The sequence below is a fragment of the Luteibacter yeojuensis genome (assembly GCF_011742875.1).
Taxonomy (GTDB): Bacteria; Pseudomonadota; Gammaproteobacteria; order Xanthomonadales; family Rhodanobacteraceae; genus Luteibacter; species Luteibacter yeojuensis.
The window spans coordinates 573,328-589,215 of sequence record NZ_JAAQTL010000001.1 but is presented as its reverse complement, the minus strand read 5'-3'; the positions used below and the strand labels follow the sequence as shown (position 1 = coordinate 589,215).

The 15,888-nt window shown below is 63.6% G+C and carries 18 protein-coding genes and 1 tRNA gene; 17 read left to right on the top strand and 2 right to left on the bottom strand.

Translation table 11 applies throughout. The features are described 5' to 3' along the window. Positions 1-109: 109 nt before the first annotated feature. From HBF32_RS02545 to HBF32_RS02475, 15 genes are all read left to right on the top strand, one after another. Positions 110-463, top strand: coding sequence for a hypothetical protein (locus tag HBF32_RS02545; protein ID WP_166698059.1), 354 nt, complete (start codon positions 110-112; stop codon positions 461-463). Continuing rightward, positions 460-675 carry a hypothetical protein gene (locus tag HBF32_RS02540; RefSeq protein WP_166698058.1) on the top strand — a complete coding sequence of 72 codons (216 nt, stop codon included), beginning with the start codon at positions 460-462 and terminating at the stop codon, positions 673-675. Before HBF32_RS02545 ends, HBF32_RS02540 begins: the two co-directional genes overlap by 4 nt. Then, positions 672-1,082, top strand: coding sequence for a DUF7173 family protein (locus HBF32_RS02535; RefSeq protein ID WP_166698057.1), 411 nt, complete (start codon positions 672-674; stop codon positions 1,080-1,082). The genes HBF32_RS02540 and HBF32_RS02535 overlap by 4 nt, the downstream gene beginning before the upstream one ends. Then, on the top strand, positions 1,082-1,420 hold the full coding sequence (locus HBF32_RS02530) for a hypothetical protein (RefSeq protein WP_166698056.1): 339 nt from the start codon (positions 1,082-1,084) through the stop codon (positions 1,418-1,420). The genes HBF32_RS02535 and HBF32_RS02530 overlap by 1 nt, the downstream gene beginning before the upstream one ends. Before the next feature lie 2 nt (positions 1,421-1,422). Continuing rightward, positions 1,423-1,641, top strand: coding sequence for a hypothetical protein (locus HBF32_RS02525; RefSeq protein WP_166698055.1), 219 nt, complete (start codon positions 1,423-1,425; stop codon positions 1,639-1,641). Beyond that, entirely contained in the window at positions 1,641-2,192 is a 552-nt protein-coding gene (locus HBF32_RS02520; RefSeq protein WP_166698054.1) for a hypothetical protein, read from the top strand. The genes HBF32_RS02525 and HBF32_RS02520 overlap by 1 nt, the downstream gene beginning before the upstream one ends. 2 nt (positions 2,193-2,194) lie before the next feature. After that, positions 2,195-2,971, top strand: a complete 777-nt coding sequence (locus HBF32_RS02515; RefSeq protein ID WP_166698053.1) for an ATP-binding protein — start codon at positions 2,195-2,197, stop codon at positions 2,969-2,971. Positions 2,972-3,012: 41 nt separating this feature from the next. Next, complete coding sequence (locus HBF32_RS02510) at positions 3,013-3,525, top strand: DUF669 domain-containing protein (protein WP_166698052.1); 513 nt, start codon at positions 3,013-3,015, stop codon at positions 3,523-3,525. A 560-nt stretch (positions 3,526-4,085) separates the two neighbouring features. Further along, the gene (locus HBF32_RS02505; protein WP_166698051.1) at positions 4,086-5,156 is read left to right on the top strand and encodes an oxidoreductase; all 1,071 of its coding nucleotides are present in this window, start codon (positions 4,086-4,088) and stop codon (positions 5,154-5,156) included. Then, positions 5,153-5,830: an HNH endonuclease gene (locus tag HBF32_RS02500; RefSeq protein ID WP_166698050.1), complete on the top strand. Its 678-nt coding sequence runs from the start codon at positions 5,153-5,155 to the stop codon at positions 5,828-5,830. The genes HBF32_RS02505 and HBF32_RS02500 overlap by 4 nt, the downstream gene beginning before the upstream one ends. Then, entirely contained in the window at positions 5,827-6,084 is a 258-nt protein-coding gene (locus tag HBF32_RS02495; protein WP_166698049.1) for a hypothetical protein, read from the top strand. The genes HBF32_RS02500 and HBF32_RS02495 overlap by 4 nt, the downstream gene beginning before the upstream one ends. Before the next feature lies 1 nt (position 6,085). After that, positions 6,086-6,394 (top strand): hypothetical protein, encoded by a 309-nt coding sequence (locus tag HBF32_RS02490; protein WP_166698048.1) that lies wholly within the window; start codon positions 6,086-6,088, stop codon positions 6,392-6,394. 616 nt (positions 6,395-7,010) lie between these two features. After that, positions 7,011-8,810, top strand: a complete 1,800-nt coding sequence (locus HBF32_RS02485; RefSeq protein ID WP_166698047.1) for a DEAD/DEAH box helicase — start codon at positions 7,011-7,013, stop codon at positions 8,808-8,810. A 47-nt stretch (positions 8,811-8,857) separates the two neighbouring features. Continuing rightward, positions 8,858-9,088, top strand: a complete 231-nt coding sequence (locus tag HBF32_RS02480; protein WP_166698046.1) for a DUF4224 domain-containing protein — start codon at positions 8,858-8,860, stop codon at positions 9,086-9,088. Between the two features lies 1 nt (position 9,089). Further along, positions 9,090-10,124 carry a site-specific integrase gene (locus HBF32_RS02475; protein ID WP_166698045.1) on the top strand — a complete coding sequence of 345 codons (1,035 nt, stop codon included), beginning with the start codon at positions 9,090-9,092 and terminating at the stop codon, positions 10,122-10,124. 231 nt (positions 10,125-10,355) lie between these two features. On the opposite strand, the gene HBF32_RS02470 is transcribed toward HBF32_RS02475, so the two are convergent. Then, positions 10,356-12,311: a formylglycine-generating enzyme family protein gene (locus tag HBF32_RS02470; protein WP_166698044.1), complete on the bottom strand. Its 1,956-nt coding sequence runs from the start codon at positions 12,309-12,311 to the stop codon at positions 10,356-10,358. Positions 12,312-12,418: 107 nt separating this feature from the next. Between HBF32_RS02470 and HBF32_RS02465 the strand changes: the two genes are divergently transcribed. Together HBF32_RS02465 and HBF32_RS02460 are read left to right on the top strand one after the other, a co-directional pair. Beyond that, positions 12,419-13,537 carry a ribonuclease D gene (locus HBF32_RS02465; protein ID WP_166698043.1) on the top strand — a complete coding sequence of 373 codons (1,119 nt, stop codon included), beginning with the start codon at positions 12,419-12,421 and terminating at the stop codon, positions 13,535-13,537. 92 nt (positions 13,538-13,629) lie between these two features. Next, a tRNA-Ala gene (locus HBF32_RS02460) sits at positions 13,630-13,705 on the top strand. Between the two features lie 67 nt (positions 13,706-13,772). Here the strand turns inward: HBF32_RS02460 and HBF32_RS19685 are convergent. Next, entirely contained in the window at positions 13,773-15,716 is a 1,944-nt protein-coding gene (locus tag HBF32_RS19685) for a hypothetical protein (RefSeq protein WP_166698042.1), read from the bottom strand. Positions 15,717-15,888: the final 172 nt, after the last annotated feature.

The window sequence follows — 15,888 nt, the reverse complement described above, 5'->3', positions numbered from 1 at the left end:
CCCCGACCATCGTCCGCATCGCGGCCGGCCATGCCGCCAACGATCCGCTTTACATCCCGCCTGCGCCCGCTCGGGCTGCGGCGTAAATCGCGAACTGGAGAACATGAACATGAAATTCGAAACCTGTAAAACCGCCGCCGACGTCAAGATCGAAGGCCACAACATCGAACTCGACAAGACCGGCGACACCCTCAACGGAGTGTCGATCATCAAGGATGGCGCCGTTGTCGCTCGCATTGTTCTGCGCAGCTACTCGATGTCCATCGAGCGCCCGGTGGCGCCGCCAAAGGTCACCAAGCACCGCCTCACCGGTACCGTACTCGGGCTGGCTGTCGATCAGGTGTATGACGACGAGTATCAAGCCGAGCGGGCACGCGACGAATTCTTCAGCAACGTTATGTCCGGCGCTGAACTGTCGGTCGAGACAGTTCTCGTCGATGCCGATGACGGGATCTTCGCATGAGAGCCAGCATCTACTTCCTCATCGCCGCCACCCTCATCGTCTTCGGCTGCGCCGCCCAGAAGACCCAGCGCGACCGCGACGTCGAGCAGTGCACCTACGGCGCCGTCGTGCCGCGCAACTTCGATACGCCGGCCAAGCGGCGTCAGTACATCCAGACCGTCGCCGTCCCGGCGTGCCTCAAGGCCAAGGGCTACGCGGAGGGCTCGCTGTGAGCAATCCCGTCGATACCGCCGCAAAGCGCCTGGAACTCGCCAAGCGCACGGAAGCCATGGCATCAGCCGCTCGCGTGGAGGCCGAGAAAGAACTCATCGCACTCCTCCCCGTGAAGGACGAAGGCAGCGTGACCATGAAGGGCGCGCAATACAAGGTGTCGGTCACTTACGGGTTCAACCGGACACTGGACGCCCCGGCACTCGAGGCCATCAAGCGCGAGATTCCGCCCGACCTGTTCGAGCAGGCCATCGACTATAAGCCGTCGCTGGTGATGGCCGGACTGCGCTACTTGCAGAGCAATGAGCCGGACACCTACGCGGTGCTTGCCCAGGCAATCACGTCCAAGCCGGCGAAGCCGTCGGTTCGGGTGGAACAGCTGGCGGACGAACTGCGGGAGGCGGCGTGATGGAAGTGAAACATACGCCGGGGCCGTGGAAGGCCGTGATTCATGATGGTGAATTCGCCGTTGTTGTAGATAGGAAGGCTCATGGTGGCCTGGAGACGCGGTACGTCGTCGCGGGAAAAATCCGCGGAGCGATCGGAGAGCTTGCTGCGAATGCTTTGCTCATTGCATCCGGACCTAAGCTTCTAAATGCACTGCTCGCATTTATGGAACTGGATTCGACATTTGGAAGCGCTACCGACCAGTACCTACGCGAAATGCTGAGCGATGGCGAGTCATCGGCAATCGCAAGTGCGGTTCTCTTGGGCAGAGAGGCCATCGCCTCCGCCACCGGGGGCTAACCATGGACCCCAAAGAACTAGGCAGCCGCTCCGCCTTCCCCATGGCGATGATCGAACACACGGTCAACTCGCCAGACCTGACTAAGCGCGAACGCATCGCCATGGCCGCCATGGAGGGGCTGCTCACGCTCCAGACGCACGACAACCCCGAACGCATCGCACAACTCGCCGTCCAGCACGCAGACGCCCTACTGAACGAACTCGCCAAGGAATCGACGTAATGGTCGCTCGCCTCGACATCGCAGGACAACGCTTCGGACGCCTTACCGCGATCAAAAGCGAAGGAAGCGACAAGCACGGAAAGCGCGTGTGGTTGTTCGAGTGTGAGTGCGGGAGCATGAAGGAGATCGCAGCCTCGGTCGTCGTCAGCGGCAAGTCGTCGTCCTGCGGCTGCCTGAACAATGAAGTCCGCGCGTCTCGGGCCAAGGAAGCCGGTGTTGCACGCGGACGGCAGATGACGAAGCACGGCTTGGCGAACCAGCTACCCGAGTACGCCATCTGGAAGTCCATGCGTCAGCGTTGCAGCAATCCAAAGTGCAAGGACTACCCCGCATATGGTGGCAGAGGCATCGAGGTTTGCGATCGGTGGGACGATTTCTCGGCGTTCATGGCGGATATGGGACCTCGCCCAACAACGGACCACAGCATCGACCGAATAGACACGAACGGCAACTACGAACCCAAAAACTGCCGATGGGCAGACGACATCGAACAAGCCATCAATCGCCGCCCGCGTGGTACGGGCGAATACGCAAAGAACCCGGAGAACTGAACATGGCAATTTCTCTCTCGACACTTACCGCGCCCACCGGCCAGCGCCCGATCATCGCGACCCTCGTCGGAGAGGGTGGCATGGGAAAGACCTCGCTCGCGGCCAGCTTCCCGGCTCCGGTCATCATCCGCACGGAAGATGGCACGGCGAGCCTCACTGGCCGCAATGACGTCGCCCTGTTCCCGGTGGCTCAGTCCTCGCAGGATGTCTTCGACGCCATTACGTCGCTGGCAACCGAGGGCCACCCGTTCCGCACCCTGGTCATCGACTCGGTGACGCAGCTGAACACCATGATCGAGGCCGAGGTGGTCGCGTCCGATCCCAAGGCCAGGAGCATCAACCAAGCGATGGGCGGCTACGGCGCCGGGCACTCGGCTGTGTCCGACCGTCACCGTCAGCTGCGCGACTGGGCGGGATCGCTGTCCGCAGCCAAGGGCATGAACGTCGTGTTCATCGCGCACGCCGACAGCGAAACCCTGGAGCTTCCGGACGCCGACCCGTACACCCGCTACACGATCCGCATGCACAAGAAGTCCGTGTCGCACTACAGCGACAACGTCGATCTCGTCGCGTTCATCAAGCTCAAGACCTTCACCACGGGTGACGCGGACAAGAAGCGCGCCCACTCCGATGGCTCGCGGATCATCACCTGCTACCCGACCCCGAGCCATATCAGCAAGAACCGCTTTGGCATCGAGCGCGACATTCCCTATGCCAAGGGCGACAACCCGTTCGCCATGTACGTGCCGAACGGCATGGCCGTCGAGCAGGCGGCGTAATCCTAGCCACCGCGCACCACAATCGAACCAAGGAAACGAACATGGCAAACCTGAATAGCAAGTACGACCCGAACGCCGAATCGCAAACCGCTTTCAACGCCATCCCGACGGGCGAATATCCGGCCGTGATCGTGGATAGCGACATGAAGCCGACGAAGCGAGGCGACGGCGAATATCTGGAACTGGCGTACGAGATCACTGAGGGGCAGTACAAGGGCCGCAAGCTCTGGGCGCGCCTGAACCTCAAGAGCACCAACTCGACGGCCCAGGAAATCGCCAATCGGCAGTTCGCCAGCATCCGCGAGGTGACCGGCGTTGCGAATCCCGTGGATTCGCAGGAGCTTCACTTCAAACCCCACGTGATTCGCGTCGAGTACATCCCCGCCGGGACCGAGCAGAAGAACGGCTACGTCACCGACCGCGACAGCAACGAGATCAAAGCGTGGAAAAGGCTCTCGGACGGTGTCGCCACGAACTCGGCGCCCTCTTCCGCTCCCGCCGCCAACAACCAGCCGGCCAGCCCCACGCCGCCGTGGGCAAACAAGGCGGCCTAACGAATCAGCCCAGCCGGCGGTGGCGCACATAACACCGGCACTGGCTTGAAGTGGGGGTATCTCGCCGGTCGATCACTGCAACCTGACTCTAAGCGCGGAAGGCCGCGTAGGTAATGCGAGAGCGAAGTCGGAAGCGGTATCCACCGGAGTAACGTGGCACGGTCCTGGCCTTGCCGCTACTCACTGAGAAGCCAGTGACAACCGGGAAAGACCGGTCGCGGGGAATCTCGATGCAAGTTCCGCGTAAAGGAACCGATCGAGTGACAGCCTGAAAAGACAGCCTCGCCGCCCCGTCGAGTAGCACGGGGCACAAGTGAGCCGGTTAACGCATAGACCGGGTTTTGCCCCCTCAACACTCGTAGCGGGAGCCGGCTCACTTGTTATGGACCGGAATGCGCAGTAGTGAGCGCAGCCAGGAACGTCTAAGCACCCATGCACTGATTGATATGGGTATAGGCAGAAAGAGAGACGTATTGGTGCGACAAGTCTCCCTTGGCTCTGTGAAGCCAGTGCCGGGATCACCTCCGGCCCGGTCCACCCATTGAAGCGAGAACGCGAACATGGCCCTTCTTCCCGAGAAACCAACAAGCCAAACGGTTGAAGCCATCTATAGCTTCTGGGCCGGAAAGCAGTCCCAGCCGCGCGCCTATCTTGGCGGGTCCGTCATCGGCCGAGAGTGCGAACGGCAACTCTGGTACGGCTTCCGCTGGGCGACTGGCGGCGAGCGGTTCGAAGGCCGCATGCAGCGACTATTCGACCGAGGCCAGCGAGAGGAAGCGGTCTTCGTATCCGAACTTCGGGCCATCGGCTGCGAGGTGTACGACATCGATCCGGCCACGGGCGCGCAGTTCAACTTCAAGGCCGTGGGAGGTCATGCGGGAGGAAGCATGGACGCGGCCATCCTCGGAGTTCCCGAGGCACCGAAGACCTACCACGTGGCTGAGTTCAAGACTCATAACGCTAAGAGCTTCGTGACTCTTCAAAAGGATGGCGTACAGAAGGCCAAGCCCGAGCACTACGCGCAGATGCAGATTTACATGCACTGGTCGCAGCTCACCCGCGCCCTGTACCTGGCCGTGAACAAGGACACCGACGATCTGTATAGCGAGCGCGTGCGCTACGACGCGACCTTCGCGAAGTCTCTGGAGGCTAAGGCTGAGCGAGTGATCTACGGTAAGGAGCCACCGCATGGTATCAGCGCGGACCCCTCTTTCTACAAGTGCAAGTTCTGTCCAGCATCGCCGGTATGCCATACGAACCGCCTACCCGCCGTCTCCTGCCGCACCTGCGCCCACGCCACGCCCGAACCCGATGGCGACGGCCGCTGGTCGTGCGCGAAGTGGAAGGCGGATATTCCGCTTGACGCGCAGCGCACGGGCTGCCCGGAGCATCGCTACATCCCGGCTCTGCTCAAGCGCTGGGGAGAGGCGACGGACGCCAGCGAGGGGGGTAATTGGGTCGAGTACACGAGCGCGGATGGCGTGGTGTTCCGCAATGGGCCGAGGGGTCCGGGCTCGTTCGGGTCGGAGGAACTGGCCGCTATGACACCGGCCATCCTGCGGGACAGCTTGGCAAACGAAATCCGTGACGAATTTGATGGCCGGTTTGTGCCGGTTGAGGAGGCAGCGTGAGCGGCCGCCGCTGGACCGACGCCGAGGACGACCTGATGCGTGCTCGCTACCCGCACGAGCAGACAAGTGCCATTGCAAAAGCGCTCGGCCGGCCGGTTGGACCCGTCTACCAGCGCGCGGCAAAGCTTGGCCTATCGAAATCCGAGGCGTTCTACGCCAGCGACCGAAGCGGGCGCGTGCAGCGAGGCAAGCAGAACCCCGCCATGCGGGCCACACAGTTCAAGGCCGGGCACGACTCGTGGAACAAGGGCCTCAAGGGCTCAACTGGCACGCACGAGAACTGCCGTCGTACCCAGTTCAAGAAGGGCACGATGGCCGGAGCCGCGCAGCACAACTACGTGCCCGTGGGATCTGAGCGGATCAGCAAGGATGGCTACCTAGAGCGCAAGGTGACCGACGATCACCCCGTGCCTGCGCGCCGCTGGATTGGCGTCCACCGAATCGTTTGGGAGGCCGCCAATGGCCCGGTGCCTCCCGGCCACGCTGTGGCCTTTCTGCCAGGGCGTCGAACCACCGAGGCGGAGCACATCACGCTCGACGCGCTTGAGCTTGTGAGCCGCCAGGAGCTTATGCGCCGCAACAGCTACCACAACAACTACCCGAAGGACGTCGCACAGCTTATTCAGCTTAAGGGCGCCCTCAACCGCAAGATCAACCGCCGGAGCAAGGCATGAAGAACAAGATGAGCGATGTGCGAAACCACCTCGTGGCGATGCTCGAGGCGCTTGGCGACCCCGAAGCGACGCCCGAGGTGGTTGAACGCGCTAAGGCAACGTCCATAGTCGCCGGCACGTACATCAATGCAGTGAAGTGCGAAATCGACGCACTGAAGCTGCACGACGATATCGGCCGCACCACGGCGGCCGTCGAGCTTCCGGGTCGCGAGGAGCCGCGCGTCCTCACTAGCGAAATTCGCCGAGTCGCCTGACATGACCGAACAAGTCGTCGGCCGCATCGGCAAGAACACCCTCTCCTACTGCGCCGATCGTGCTGCCGAGGCCATCATGGAGTTCAAGACTCCGCGCGCGGTGTGCCTTGACCCCGACGGCCTCGTGACCGTCGAGTTTCCGGCGGGCGCCATTCCCGACGAGATGGTCGGCGTGTACACGCAGGAGCTGGGGCGATTCGCACTATGGAGGCAGATCGAGGATGACCTGCGTGAGTGTGTGCGCCTGCGTCGGATCGAGGGTGGCGCGTATCAACGGCACCGGGTGGCTCCTGGGAGGAAGGCGGCGTGAGTGGATCGCCAGTGAAAGACATGACCGGTGTTCGCATAGGCAGACTGGTCGTTGTAACCAGGTCCGGCAGTCGAAGGGGGAAAGCAGCATGGCTCTGCATTTGCGACTGCGGCAAAGAAGCTACCGTTATCGGGCAGGCTTTGCGTCACGGCACAACTGCATCATGCGGATGCCTTCAGAGTGAACAAGCATCGAAGAGAGCGACTAGGCGCAACACAGTGCACGGACACAACCGTGCCGATTACCAGACTCCGACGTGGCAATCATGGAGGTCCATGATGCAACGATGCACACAGAGATCCCACGCAAGCTATCCGCAGTACGGCGGGCGCGGGATCACCGTGTGTGAAAGGTGGACAGAGTTCGTGGGGTTCCTCGCCGATATGGGTGAGCGTCCCGCTGGCATGACGATCGATCGGATCGATGTAAACGGGAACTATGAGCCGGGAAACTGTCGGTGGGCAACCAAGTCAGCACAACAGAGGAATCGCACCGACACGCGCCTTGATGCCGAGAAGGTGGAAATTATTCGCTCGTCAACGGGAACGCAGCGCGAAATTGCCGAGCGCTTCGGTATTCACCAGTCGGTTGTATCCCGCATACGAGGAGGCAAAGCATGGCTGCCGGGCTAGTATTGCGTCCCTACCAATCCCAAGCCCTAGAAGCCTGCTGGGACTTCCTCCGCCACCGCGAGGGCAACCCCGCCCTGGTCCTCCCCACGGGCGCCGGCAAGTCGCCCCTCATGGCCGCCATCGCGCAGGAGGCCGTGCAGCAATGGGGTGGCCGCGTGGGCATTCTGGCGCCGCGCCAAGAGCTTGTCGTGCAGAACAGCGAGAAGCTGCGCGCCATGTGGCCGGAGGCACCGATGGGCATCTACGCGGCGGGCCTGCGTCGGCGCGACCGCTTCGACAAAATTCTTTACATGCAGATCCAGAGCGTGGCGAAGCGCGCGCACGAACTGGGCCGATTCGACTTGCTCATTGTGGACGAGGGCCATGGCATCCCCCTGAGCGGTGACGGCATGTACCTGACCTTCATTCGCGAGTGCAAAAAGTTCAACCCGAACCTTCGGGTCATCATCCTCACGGCGACCCCCTATCGATTGCAGGGACAGGCCATCCCCATCTGTGGCCCGAACTACGTCGCAAACGATATCGCTTACGAGGCTCGCGTCGGCGACTTGATCGAGGACGGATACCTCTCGCGGCTCGTGAGTAAGGCTGGCGAAGCGCCCGATCTGTCGAGCGTCCACATTCGCGGTGGAGAGTATGTCGAGGGCGAGCTAGCGGACGCCATGATCCCACTGGTCGAGGCCACGATCACGGATGTGCTGGCCCGCACCACTGACCGCAAGAGCGGCATCATCTTCTGCGTCAACGTCAAGCACGCACTGGCTGTATGCGCAGCCCTTAAGGCCCGCGGCGAGACTCACGCGGTGGTTCACCAGGGCAGCGCCGGGCGTAAGGATGCCTTCGACGGGCATCGCTCGGGCAAGTACCGCTGGCTAGTGAACGTCAACGTGGCCTCCGAGGGCTACGACAATCCGATGATCGACGTGGTCGTGATGCTGCGACCGACGAAGTCGCCGGGCATGTACTACCAGCAAGTGGGCCGTGGATTCCGTGTCGTCTACGCAAATGGGTACGACCTTGAGTTCAGGGAAGGGCGTTTCGCCGCCATCGTCGCGGGAGGCAAGCTGGACTGCCTTGTCTTGGACTACGCTGGCAACATGCTGGAACATGGCCCCGTAGACGCCATCCGTGTCCGCGCCGCGCGCCCGAAGAAGGCCGCGCACGTCGAGCGTGGAACGGCCAAGGAGTGCCCGAAGTGTCAGGCCCTACTCCCGCTAGGCGCGCGTCAGTGCGAATGCGGCCATACCTTCGGTTCGGCCGACCCCGCCCACTCCGACCGCCCGGTAGATGCCCCCGTCCTCTCCACCGAGCGCGAGCGGGCCATTACGACGCACACGGTCCACTCCGTGGCCTACGCCCGGCATGAGAAGCCGGGGAAGACGCCGTCGCTCAGGGTCACCTACCAGTGCGGCATGCGGCGCTTCAGCGAGTGGATCTGCATCGAGCACGCCGGCATGGCGCGCGCCAAGGCGCTCCGCTGGTGGCAGGCCCGCACGATCGATCAGTGCCCGCGCACCGTCGAGGAAGCCCTGCCGCTGGCGTGGAAGTTGCCTTCGCCCACGTCCATTACCGTCGACGAGACCGACAAGTTCCCAGAGATCCTTGCCCATGAGCTTGCAACACCCGAACCGCAACGAGAGACAAGCGCTGATATCGGCAGCGTGCCGGGCGGTGGCGGCACTGGAAGCCCTGCCCGTATTGACCCCATGCCCGGAGTGCGTGGAGTTCCTGGATGGCTGGTGCAGGCGGTGGAGGCAACGAGTCCCCGAAAGCGTGCAGCCTGAGGGCTGTGATGACTGGGCGGAGCAGGTTCCGTTTTGAGGGTATGAGCATGAACGCAGCGAACGACGAACCCCAATTTCTGACGCTCGACCAGGTAAAGGAGCTTACCGGCGCCGGCACCCGGCGCACGGTCATCGCCAACCTGCTCAAGAACGGTATCCGGCATACCATCCGTGCCGATGGGTGGCCCGTGGTGGCGTGGGCGGCGGTGACTGGCACGGCGGCGCAGGCGAAGGCGGCGAAGGCGGAGCCCGAGTGGCGGCCGAACAAGGCGGCTTGACATGGGGCGTAAGTCTGGCCGACCCGGAGCCATTCCGCGCCTGAGGCTGCGCAAGCGTGGGGCGAAGACCTACTATTTCTACGATTTGGGTGGCTCGCCGCGCAAGGAGAAGCCGCTTGGCACTGACTACGCTCTCGCCGCCAAGAAGTGGGGCGAGATGGAACGCGATCGCGCGGCAGCCGACCGTGTGACCGCCTCGGTGATCACGTTCTCCTATGTTGCCGATCGATACCTCGCGGAGGTGGTGCCGACGAAGTCGCCGCGTACTCAAAAGGACAACGTCAAAGAACTTGCGATGCTCAAGGAGTATTTCAATGATCCGCCTGGCCCGCTAGAGAAGATCACCCCTCAGCACGTCAAGTCGTTTCTCGTGTGGCGCAGCAAGACCGCCAAGGTACGCGCCAACCGCGAAAAGGCTCTGCTCTCTCATATCTGGAACTGGGCGCGCGAGATGGGCTTCACGGCCCTCGCCAACCCGTGCTCGGGCGTCAAGGGCAACAAAGAAACCGGGCGGGATATCTATATCGAGGACGAGGTGCTGGACGCGGTTCTTGCCAAGGCGTCGCAGCCCCTAAAGGACGCGCTCGACCTGGCATACCTCACGGGCCAGCGCGTTGGTGACGTTCTTCGGATGGACGAAACGATGGTGCGGGATGGCTTCATCCAAGTGAAGCAGGGGAAGACGAGCGCGAAAAACCGGATCGAGGTTGTCGGCCAGCTTGCAGCCCTACTCACTCGCATCCGCGCGCGGAAGGCCACGTACCCGGTTCATGCCACACGCCTGATCGTGGGCTTGGACGGACAGCCACTGACCTACAACCAGCTGTATGACCACTTCCGCAATGCTCGGAAGGATGCCGGGCCTATCGCCAAGGGCTTCCAGATGCGCGACCTGCGCGCGAAGGCGGGCACGGACAAGGCCGAGTCCTCCGGCGACATCCGCCAGGCGCAGGCGCAGCTGGGCCACACCACCGTTACCATGACCGAGCACTACGTTCGCCGGCGCCGCGGCGACAAGGTCACGCCGACCAAATAGGCGTTCCGCAATTCGGGTGAGAAGTCAGTTTTACCGAGAACACAAGGACGTGACTGCGGTGACTTTGAGGAAAGGAAATCGACCCTAAGTATCTGTACACAATGTACATTCCGTCCGGACTCAAAATCCGTTTGTAGAGATACAGTGTGGGTTCGAGTCCCACTTTCGGCACCATATAGAAAACCTCCGCGATCTCGCGGGGGTTTTTTTGTCAGTGCGTATGTCCGAGCGTCAGAGTTCGCGGACGACGCGGAACCCGACACGCGCATTGCGCAGATCGGCCGACGCCCCTTGCCGATACGCCGAGCGCACCATGTTCGGCGCACTACCCCAGGAACCGCCACGAATCACGCGGCGGGCGCAACCGGGATTCACCCAGGCTTCCGCCGTACGCGGCGCGCGCACGTAATTGTCGTGCCAGCAATCGGCGACCCATTCCGACACGTTGCCGCCCATGTCGTAAAGACCGAACGGGTTCGGCGAGAAGCTCATGACCGGGGCCGGTCCCCAGTATCCATCCTTGTAACCCGCGAAGGCGTTGCTCCAGCGACGGCCGGATCCCGAGCGATCGTTGCCGCCCGTGAGGTTCTCCGCGCGCGCGGGCGGATTGCCGTCGCCCCACCAGTAACGGGTGCTGCTTCCCGCACGCAACGCGTACTCGAACTCCGCTTCGCTAGGCAGCCGGTAAGTCTTGCCGGTGCGCTTCGACAGCCAGTCGGCGTATGCCTTGGCATCGTTCCAGGACACGTTGATGACCGGCAGGCGATCCTGGCCGGGTTTGCCCACGTAATCGTCCTGCCATGTCACGGACGGCTCGTCGCGAAGGCCACCGCTCTGCTCGTCGTAGACGCTGCCGCCGCCCAGCGACTGCGATTGCGGCACATAACCGGAAGCTCGCACGAAATCGCGGAACTGCCCGATGGTGACGGAGCTGCGCGCCATCGCGAATCCCTTCCCCACCTGCACCTCGTGCGCCGGGGCCTCGTTGGCGTCGTGGCCGTTCTCGCCTTCCGGCGAGCCCATGACGAACCGGCCGGTGGGCACGACCACCATCGCGGGCGCCTGTCCGGTGGTGTCGACGAAGCGGTCCGCGAACACCTGTCCCGGCTTGTAGCTCGCATAAAGCCGGGCGTTGGTCATCCGCTCGTTGAAGTCGTCGATGCCGGCGAGGTCCGGGCTGATCTGTTGCGCCTTCGTCGCCAGCTGCTGCGCGAGGTCGAGGTTGCCGGCGTCGAGCGCCGTGCGCGCCTGCGCGAGCATCGTGGTGGCGTTCTGCCGCCGCATGCCTTCGATACGGCCGCGGGTGTCCTGCAGCGCCTGCGATTCCGGCGCGATGGCCGCGGCCTCGGCCAGCGCGGCGTCGGCCGCGGCGAAATCGTTCTGCGCGACGGCTGCCAGCGCCTTGTCCAGCACGGTCCGTTGCACGTTCGTGAGGCCCTGCTCCGCCACCGCGTTTTCCGGGTCCAGCTGGAGCACGGAGCGATAGGTGTCCAGGGCGCTGTCGCCCTTCGGCTGGCTGGCCTTGCCGGCCTGCATCTGCGCCGCGGCCTTGCCGAGCAAAGGCCGTACCTTGTCGAGGACGGCCAGCCTCTGCTGCAACGGCGCGGCGACCGCGGCCGACGAGGGAAGCGCCTTGAGGGCGGCCAGGGACTCTCTGGCCGCCTCGGCGTCGCCGAGGGCGATGTCCTGCTCGATGCCCGCCGCCAGGCGGCCGCGCACCTCCTCCATGCCAGCCAGGGCCCTGCGGCTGTCCGCGCTCTCCTTGAGCGCTCTTCCGAACAAAGCGGCGGCGCTGTCGGCTCCGCCGACCAGGCGGTCGGCCGCGAGGGCCTTGTCGCCGCGATCGAGCAAGGCGACCAGTTCGGGCGAATCGGGCGTCTTCTGCGCGGGAAGCGCGATGTCGGTGGTCTTCTCGCGATGCCGCGCGGCGATGACGGCGGCGGGTGCCAGCATGAGGGGCGGCCCCGAATCGATCTCCGACACCACCGCCTGCGGCGCCGCCTGGGGACGCTGGTCGAAGCCCATCACCGCCGGCTGGCCGCGCAATGGCGACCGGGGCGTGTTCTGCGTGGGGCGGACGTGCAGGGCCTGCGGGAAGAAGTGGTAGAACAGGGCGAACGCAAGCACGGCGACACCGAGCGTGCCGCCAATGGCGCGCTGTCGGCGGACGGTCTCGGTGTTCGGCATGGTGGGCGGTTCCGTGCGGGCCTGCTATCGTGCGCTGCCACCTTAGGGAATCGCGCGCGGCAGGGCAACACGAACGTCGACGCGGCCCCGTACCACAAGGATCCCGCATGACATCGAGCGACGTCGCCCCCGACGCCCCCTGGATCGAACGCCGCGAGGCGCTGGACGCATGGTTGGCCCCCGTCGGGCCGCAGGCCATCGTCGGCCTGGACACCGAATTCATGCGGCGGAACACATTCTATCCGCAACTCGCCCTGCTCCAGCTCGCGCACAACGAGCGCTACGCGCTCATCGACCCCCTCGCCTTGCCGCTCCGCGATGCGCTGGAACCCGTCTTCGCCGCGCAGCCCGTCGTCACGGTGATGCACAGCGCAGGCGAGGATCTCGAAGCGCTGGCGCCTTATCTTCCAGACGGTCCGCACACCCTGTTCGATACCCAGATCGCCGCCGCTTTCGCCGGTATGGGCCTGGGCATCAGCTATCGCGCACTTGTCGCGGAACTGGTCGGCGCGGAACTCGACAAGGGTGAAACGCGCAGCGACTGGCTGCAACGCCCGCTCACCGAGTCGCAGAAGCTGTACGCCACGTTGGACGTGGTGCACCTGCACCCCGTGCACGCCATCCTGGCGGAACGCCTGGCCGAGCGCGGCCGCACCGCCTGGCACGCCGAAGACTGCGCCCGCATGAAGCGCCGGGCCAGCCATCGCGAGGGCGACCCGCAACCCCAGCGCGGCTTCAAGCCCGCCAGCGAATGGCCGCTGGAGAAGCAGGCCCTGCTCCGCCGCGTATTGCGCTGGCGCGAGGCCAGCGCGCGCGAACTGGACAAGCCACGCTCCTGGCTTCTCGAGGACGCCCAGGCCATCGATCTCACGGGCAATATCCCCGACACGCCGGCGAAGCTGGACGAACGCACCCGCGGCACGCGCGCGCTGCGTTCGCCGCAGCGCCAGGAACTGTTCGAGCTGCTGCATCGCCCGGTCGACGCCGACGACGTCGAAAGCACCACGCCGATCGTCGGCCATCCGATGGGCGATGCGAAGCGCGCCATCAACGAGATGCGCAGTGCGGTGGACACGCTCGCCGCGCAGCTCGACATCCCTCCCGGCCTGCTCTGCGCTCGCCGCTCCATGGAGGAATACGTGATGACCGGGACATGGCCCGAAGCGCTGGAAGGCTGGCGGCGCGGCATACTCTTCGAGCGGCTGTCCGGGTTGCTGCCCGGGTGAAGCCCGGCGCCCCCATGCCCCGGGGTAGCGCAACCTCGTCGCGCCGCCCCCGTTGGCAGCTTCGGTTCCGGCTGATATAGTTGCCGCTTCGTGGGGCGGTAGCTCAGCTGGGAGAGCGTCGCGTTCGCAATGCGAAGGTCGGGAGTTCGATCCTCCTCCGCTCCACCATTCATCTATGTGCAAAAAGGCCGGGGTGTGCATCCCCGGCCTTTTCTTGTCTGGCTCCACCCCACGGCTATCCGACTTCTCGCCTTGTGCGCGCCACGACCTCAACCTCGACGTCGTCGATACGAACCGTCTGCCTCACCCCTCCTTCGCCGGGGGACACGTTGGCGAAATACAGCGCATGCCCCAGTCTGCCAACCATAAAGACACGGACCTCGAAGTCGGCCCAGGATGACTCGGTCACGACCACCTCCTGTCCATAAAAACCAAGATCCGCGCTCGTGGCAACCAAGACCTTCAGTTGTGAAAACCCTACACCCAGTATTCTCGCGCGGAACCTTACGACGACATCCGTATCGTAGAGTGTGGATTCGGGAAAGTTCTGCCACACCGATCTTCCTATCGGCTCCAGTTGGAGAACCCAACCGCCGTCCTCTTCAACCACCTTCACGCTGTCCGGGTCGTCGGGATATAGACGAATCCAGGGCTCGAGACGCCCTGTTTCGAAGTCGCCGTTGACGATCCAGGGCATGCGGCCGCGCGCTTCGTATTCTTTCAAATGATCCTTGACGACCTCGTTCTCAAGCATCTGCTCGGCAAGAAGCTTCTTCAGCCGCACGTTCTCCGTCTCCAGCGCCTTCACTCGCATGGCCTCGGGCGCATATGCCATCGTGCCTGCTCCGCGAGATGCGAAGCGATGCCTCGCCGAAAGCGTGCCGGCCTCGGAAGGTGTCGAACCGACCAGGCGAGCGACGGCGCCCTGGTTCTGCCCAAAGGCCGTTCCGGTGACGATGACGGGACGGATGCCGTCCTGGATGCCTACGTGGGCTGCCCCGCCGAGGCCGTCGTGAATAGCGGTGCCATCGGTAGCAAACGTGTCGTCGATGGCCCCGTTCGGCATGAACCTCGTGACGAGGGCGGTTATCAGGATCGGCACCGCGCTGTCTTCCATTCGCTCATACCCCCAGCCAGCGACGACGATGCGGCGACCGTCGTCGATGGCGAGCGAATCCGGGATGTAGGAGTATCCCGCGAGCCGGACAGTCGATAGTTCCCCTCCGTTGAATTCGGGATCGCGCGCGCCCCAGCTCGTCAGACGAAGAAGGGCCGGCGTCGCGCTGTCGACGAGTCCTCCCGACAAGTAGAAGAGAAGGACGAGCCTGTCGTCAAACAGGGCTTTCACCCCCAGGCAGTTGCACGACCCGCCGGGATTTCCGATCCGGACCTGGCCGTCCGTACCAAAGGCGGTATCCGGCCGGCCCTGCGCGTCGAATCGCAGGATGAGACCTTCCCCACCCACCTGGCCGACAACCACCAGCCGCCCTCTGCTGTCGACTTCGAAAGATCGATACTCGCCCGAAACGCGAAAGACACCGTTCACACCAAAAGAAGGGTCGAGACTTCCGTCACGCCGGATCTTCAGGAAGTGCAAAGCGTCGTTCCAATGGGCTGCGAACAATGTGCTTCCATCGGCCAATCGGCAAGCAGGCATCGACCTGCTGGCCCTTTTCGGCTTCTTGTCCAAAGGCTTGGTGGCCCGCCCCCTTACGCCGGTCAATGCAGCGAGGTCGAAGACGGCACCGCCATGGTCACCAAAGGATTCGTCCAACTCGCCATCGGATTCGATCCGACACGCGTAGGCATATGGCCCGACGTTGCCGAATGTAAGAATGCTCCCGTCGGCAACCGCGGAAATGACCGCGGGGCGCATCAGGATCTGCTCCCCTTCGACTTCAAAATCGGGAACTTCGCAATACCCATCGCTTGCGAATGCGGTATCCCGACTTCCATCGGCGTGCAGCCGGAAAACGCAATCGTAGGGATCCGTGGCTCCCAACCTGGTCGCGCTGCCCACGATCTGCCGACCAGCGTCGACAGCGATATTCGTTACATGAAGAAATCTTTCGATGCCGGTAGGGTCGGGATCGGGAATCAGCACCCACCCTGCCCACCCCCATTCGTTTCCTGCTCCAAATGACGTGTCCAGTTGCCCTGGTGCAGACTTCGGAATCATGGCCACATCCTCGTTGTCATGCCACTGTGTCGCAGGAAATCCTCTCGTTCCCGCGTCCCTGCGCCCCGATGGTACAGCGCCCGACGCGACGTCCTCGTTCGACGGGAAACGATCAATCGATCCCACGACAACCGCTTGGCGCGCAGATGCCGAATACGACTCGCGATGAATG

Coding starts and splice junctions, on each gene's coding strand:
- HBF32_RS02545 (WP_166698059.1), top strand. CDS start 110: ATGAAATTCGAAACCTGTAAAACCGCCGCCGACGTCAAGATCGAAGGC.
- HBF32_RS02540 (WP_166698058.1), top strand. CDS start 460: ATGAGAGCCAGCATCTACTTCCTCATCGCCGCCACCCTCATCGTCTTC.
- HBF32_RS02530 (WP_166698056.1), top strand. CDS start 1,082: ATGGAAGTGAAACATACGCCGGGGCCGTGGAAGGCCGTGATTCATGAT.
- HBF32_RS02525 (WP_166698055.1), top strand. CDS start 1,423: ATGGACCCCAAAGAACTAGGCAGCCGCTCCGCCTTCCCCATGGCGATG.
- HBF32_RS02520 (WP_166698054.1), top strand. CDS start 1,641: ATGGTCGCTCGCCTCGACATCGCAGGACAACGCTTCGGACGCCTTACC.
- HBF32_RS02515 (WP_166698053.1), top strand. CDS start 2,195: ATGGCAATTTCTCTCTCGACACTTACCGCGCCCACCGGCCAGCGCCCG.
- HBF32_RS02510 (WP_166698052.1), top strand. CDS start 3,013: ATGGCAAACCTGAATAGCAAGTACGACCCGAACGCCGAATCGCAAACC.
- HBF32_RS02505 (WP_166698051.1), top strand. CDS start 4,086: ATGGCCCTTCTTCCCGAGAAACCAACAAGCCAAACGGTTGAAGCCATC.
- HBF32_RS02495 (WP_166698049.1), top strand. CDS start 5,827: ATGAAGAACAAGATGAGCGATGTGCGAAACCACCTCGTGGCGATGCTC.
- HBF32_RS02490 (WP_166698048.1), top strand. CDS start 6,086: ATGACCGAACAAGTCGTCGGCCGCATCGGCAAGAACACCCTCTCCTAC.
- HBF32_RS02485 (WP_166698047.1), top strand. CDS start 7,011: ATGGCTGCCGGGCTAGTATTGCGTCCCTACCAATCCCAAGCCCTAGAA.
- HBF32_RS02480 (WP_166698046.1), top strand. CDS start 8,858: ATGAACGCAGCGAACGACGAACCCCAATTTCTGACGCTCGACCAGGTA.
- HBF32_RS02475 (WP_166698045.1), top strand. CDS start 9,090: ATGGGGCGTAAGTCTGGCCGACCCGGAGCCATTCCGCGCCTGAGGCTG.
- HBF32_RS02470 (WP_166698044.1), bottom strand. CDS start 12,311: ATGCCGAACACCGAGACCGTCCGCCGACAGCGCGCCATTGGCGGCACG.
- HBF32_RS02465 (WP_166698043.1), top strand. CDS start 12,419: ATGACATCGAGCGACGTCGCCCCCGACGCCCCCTGGATCGAACGCCGC.
- HBF32_RS19685 (WP_166698042.1), bottom strand. CDS start 15,716: ATGATTCCGAAGTCTGCACCAGGGCAACTGGACACGTCATTTGGAGCA.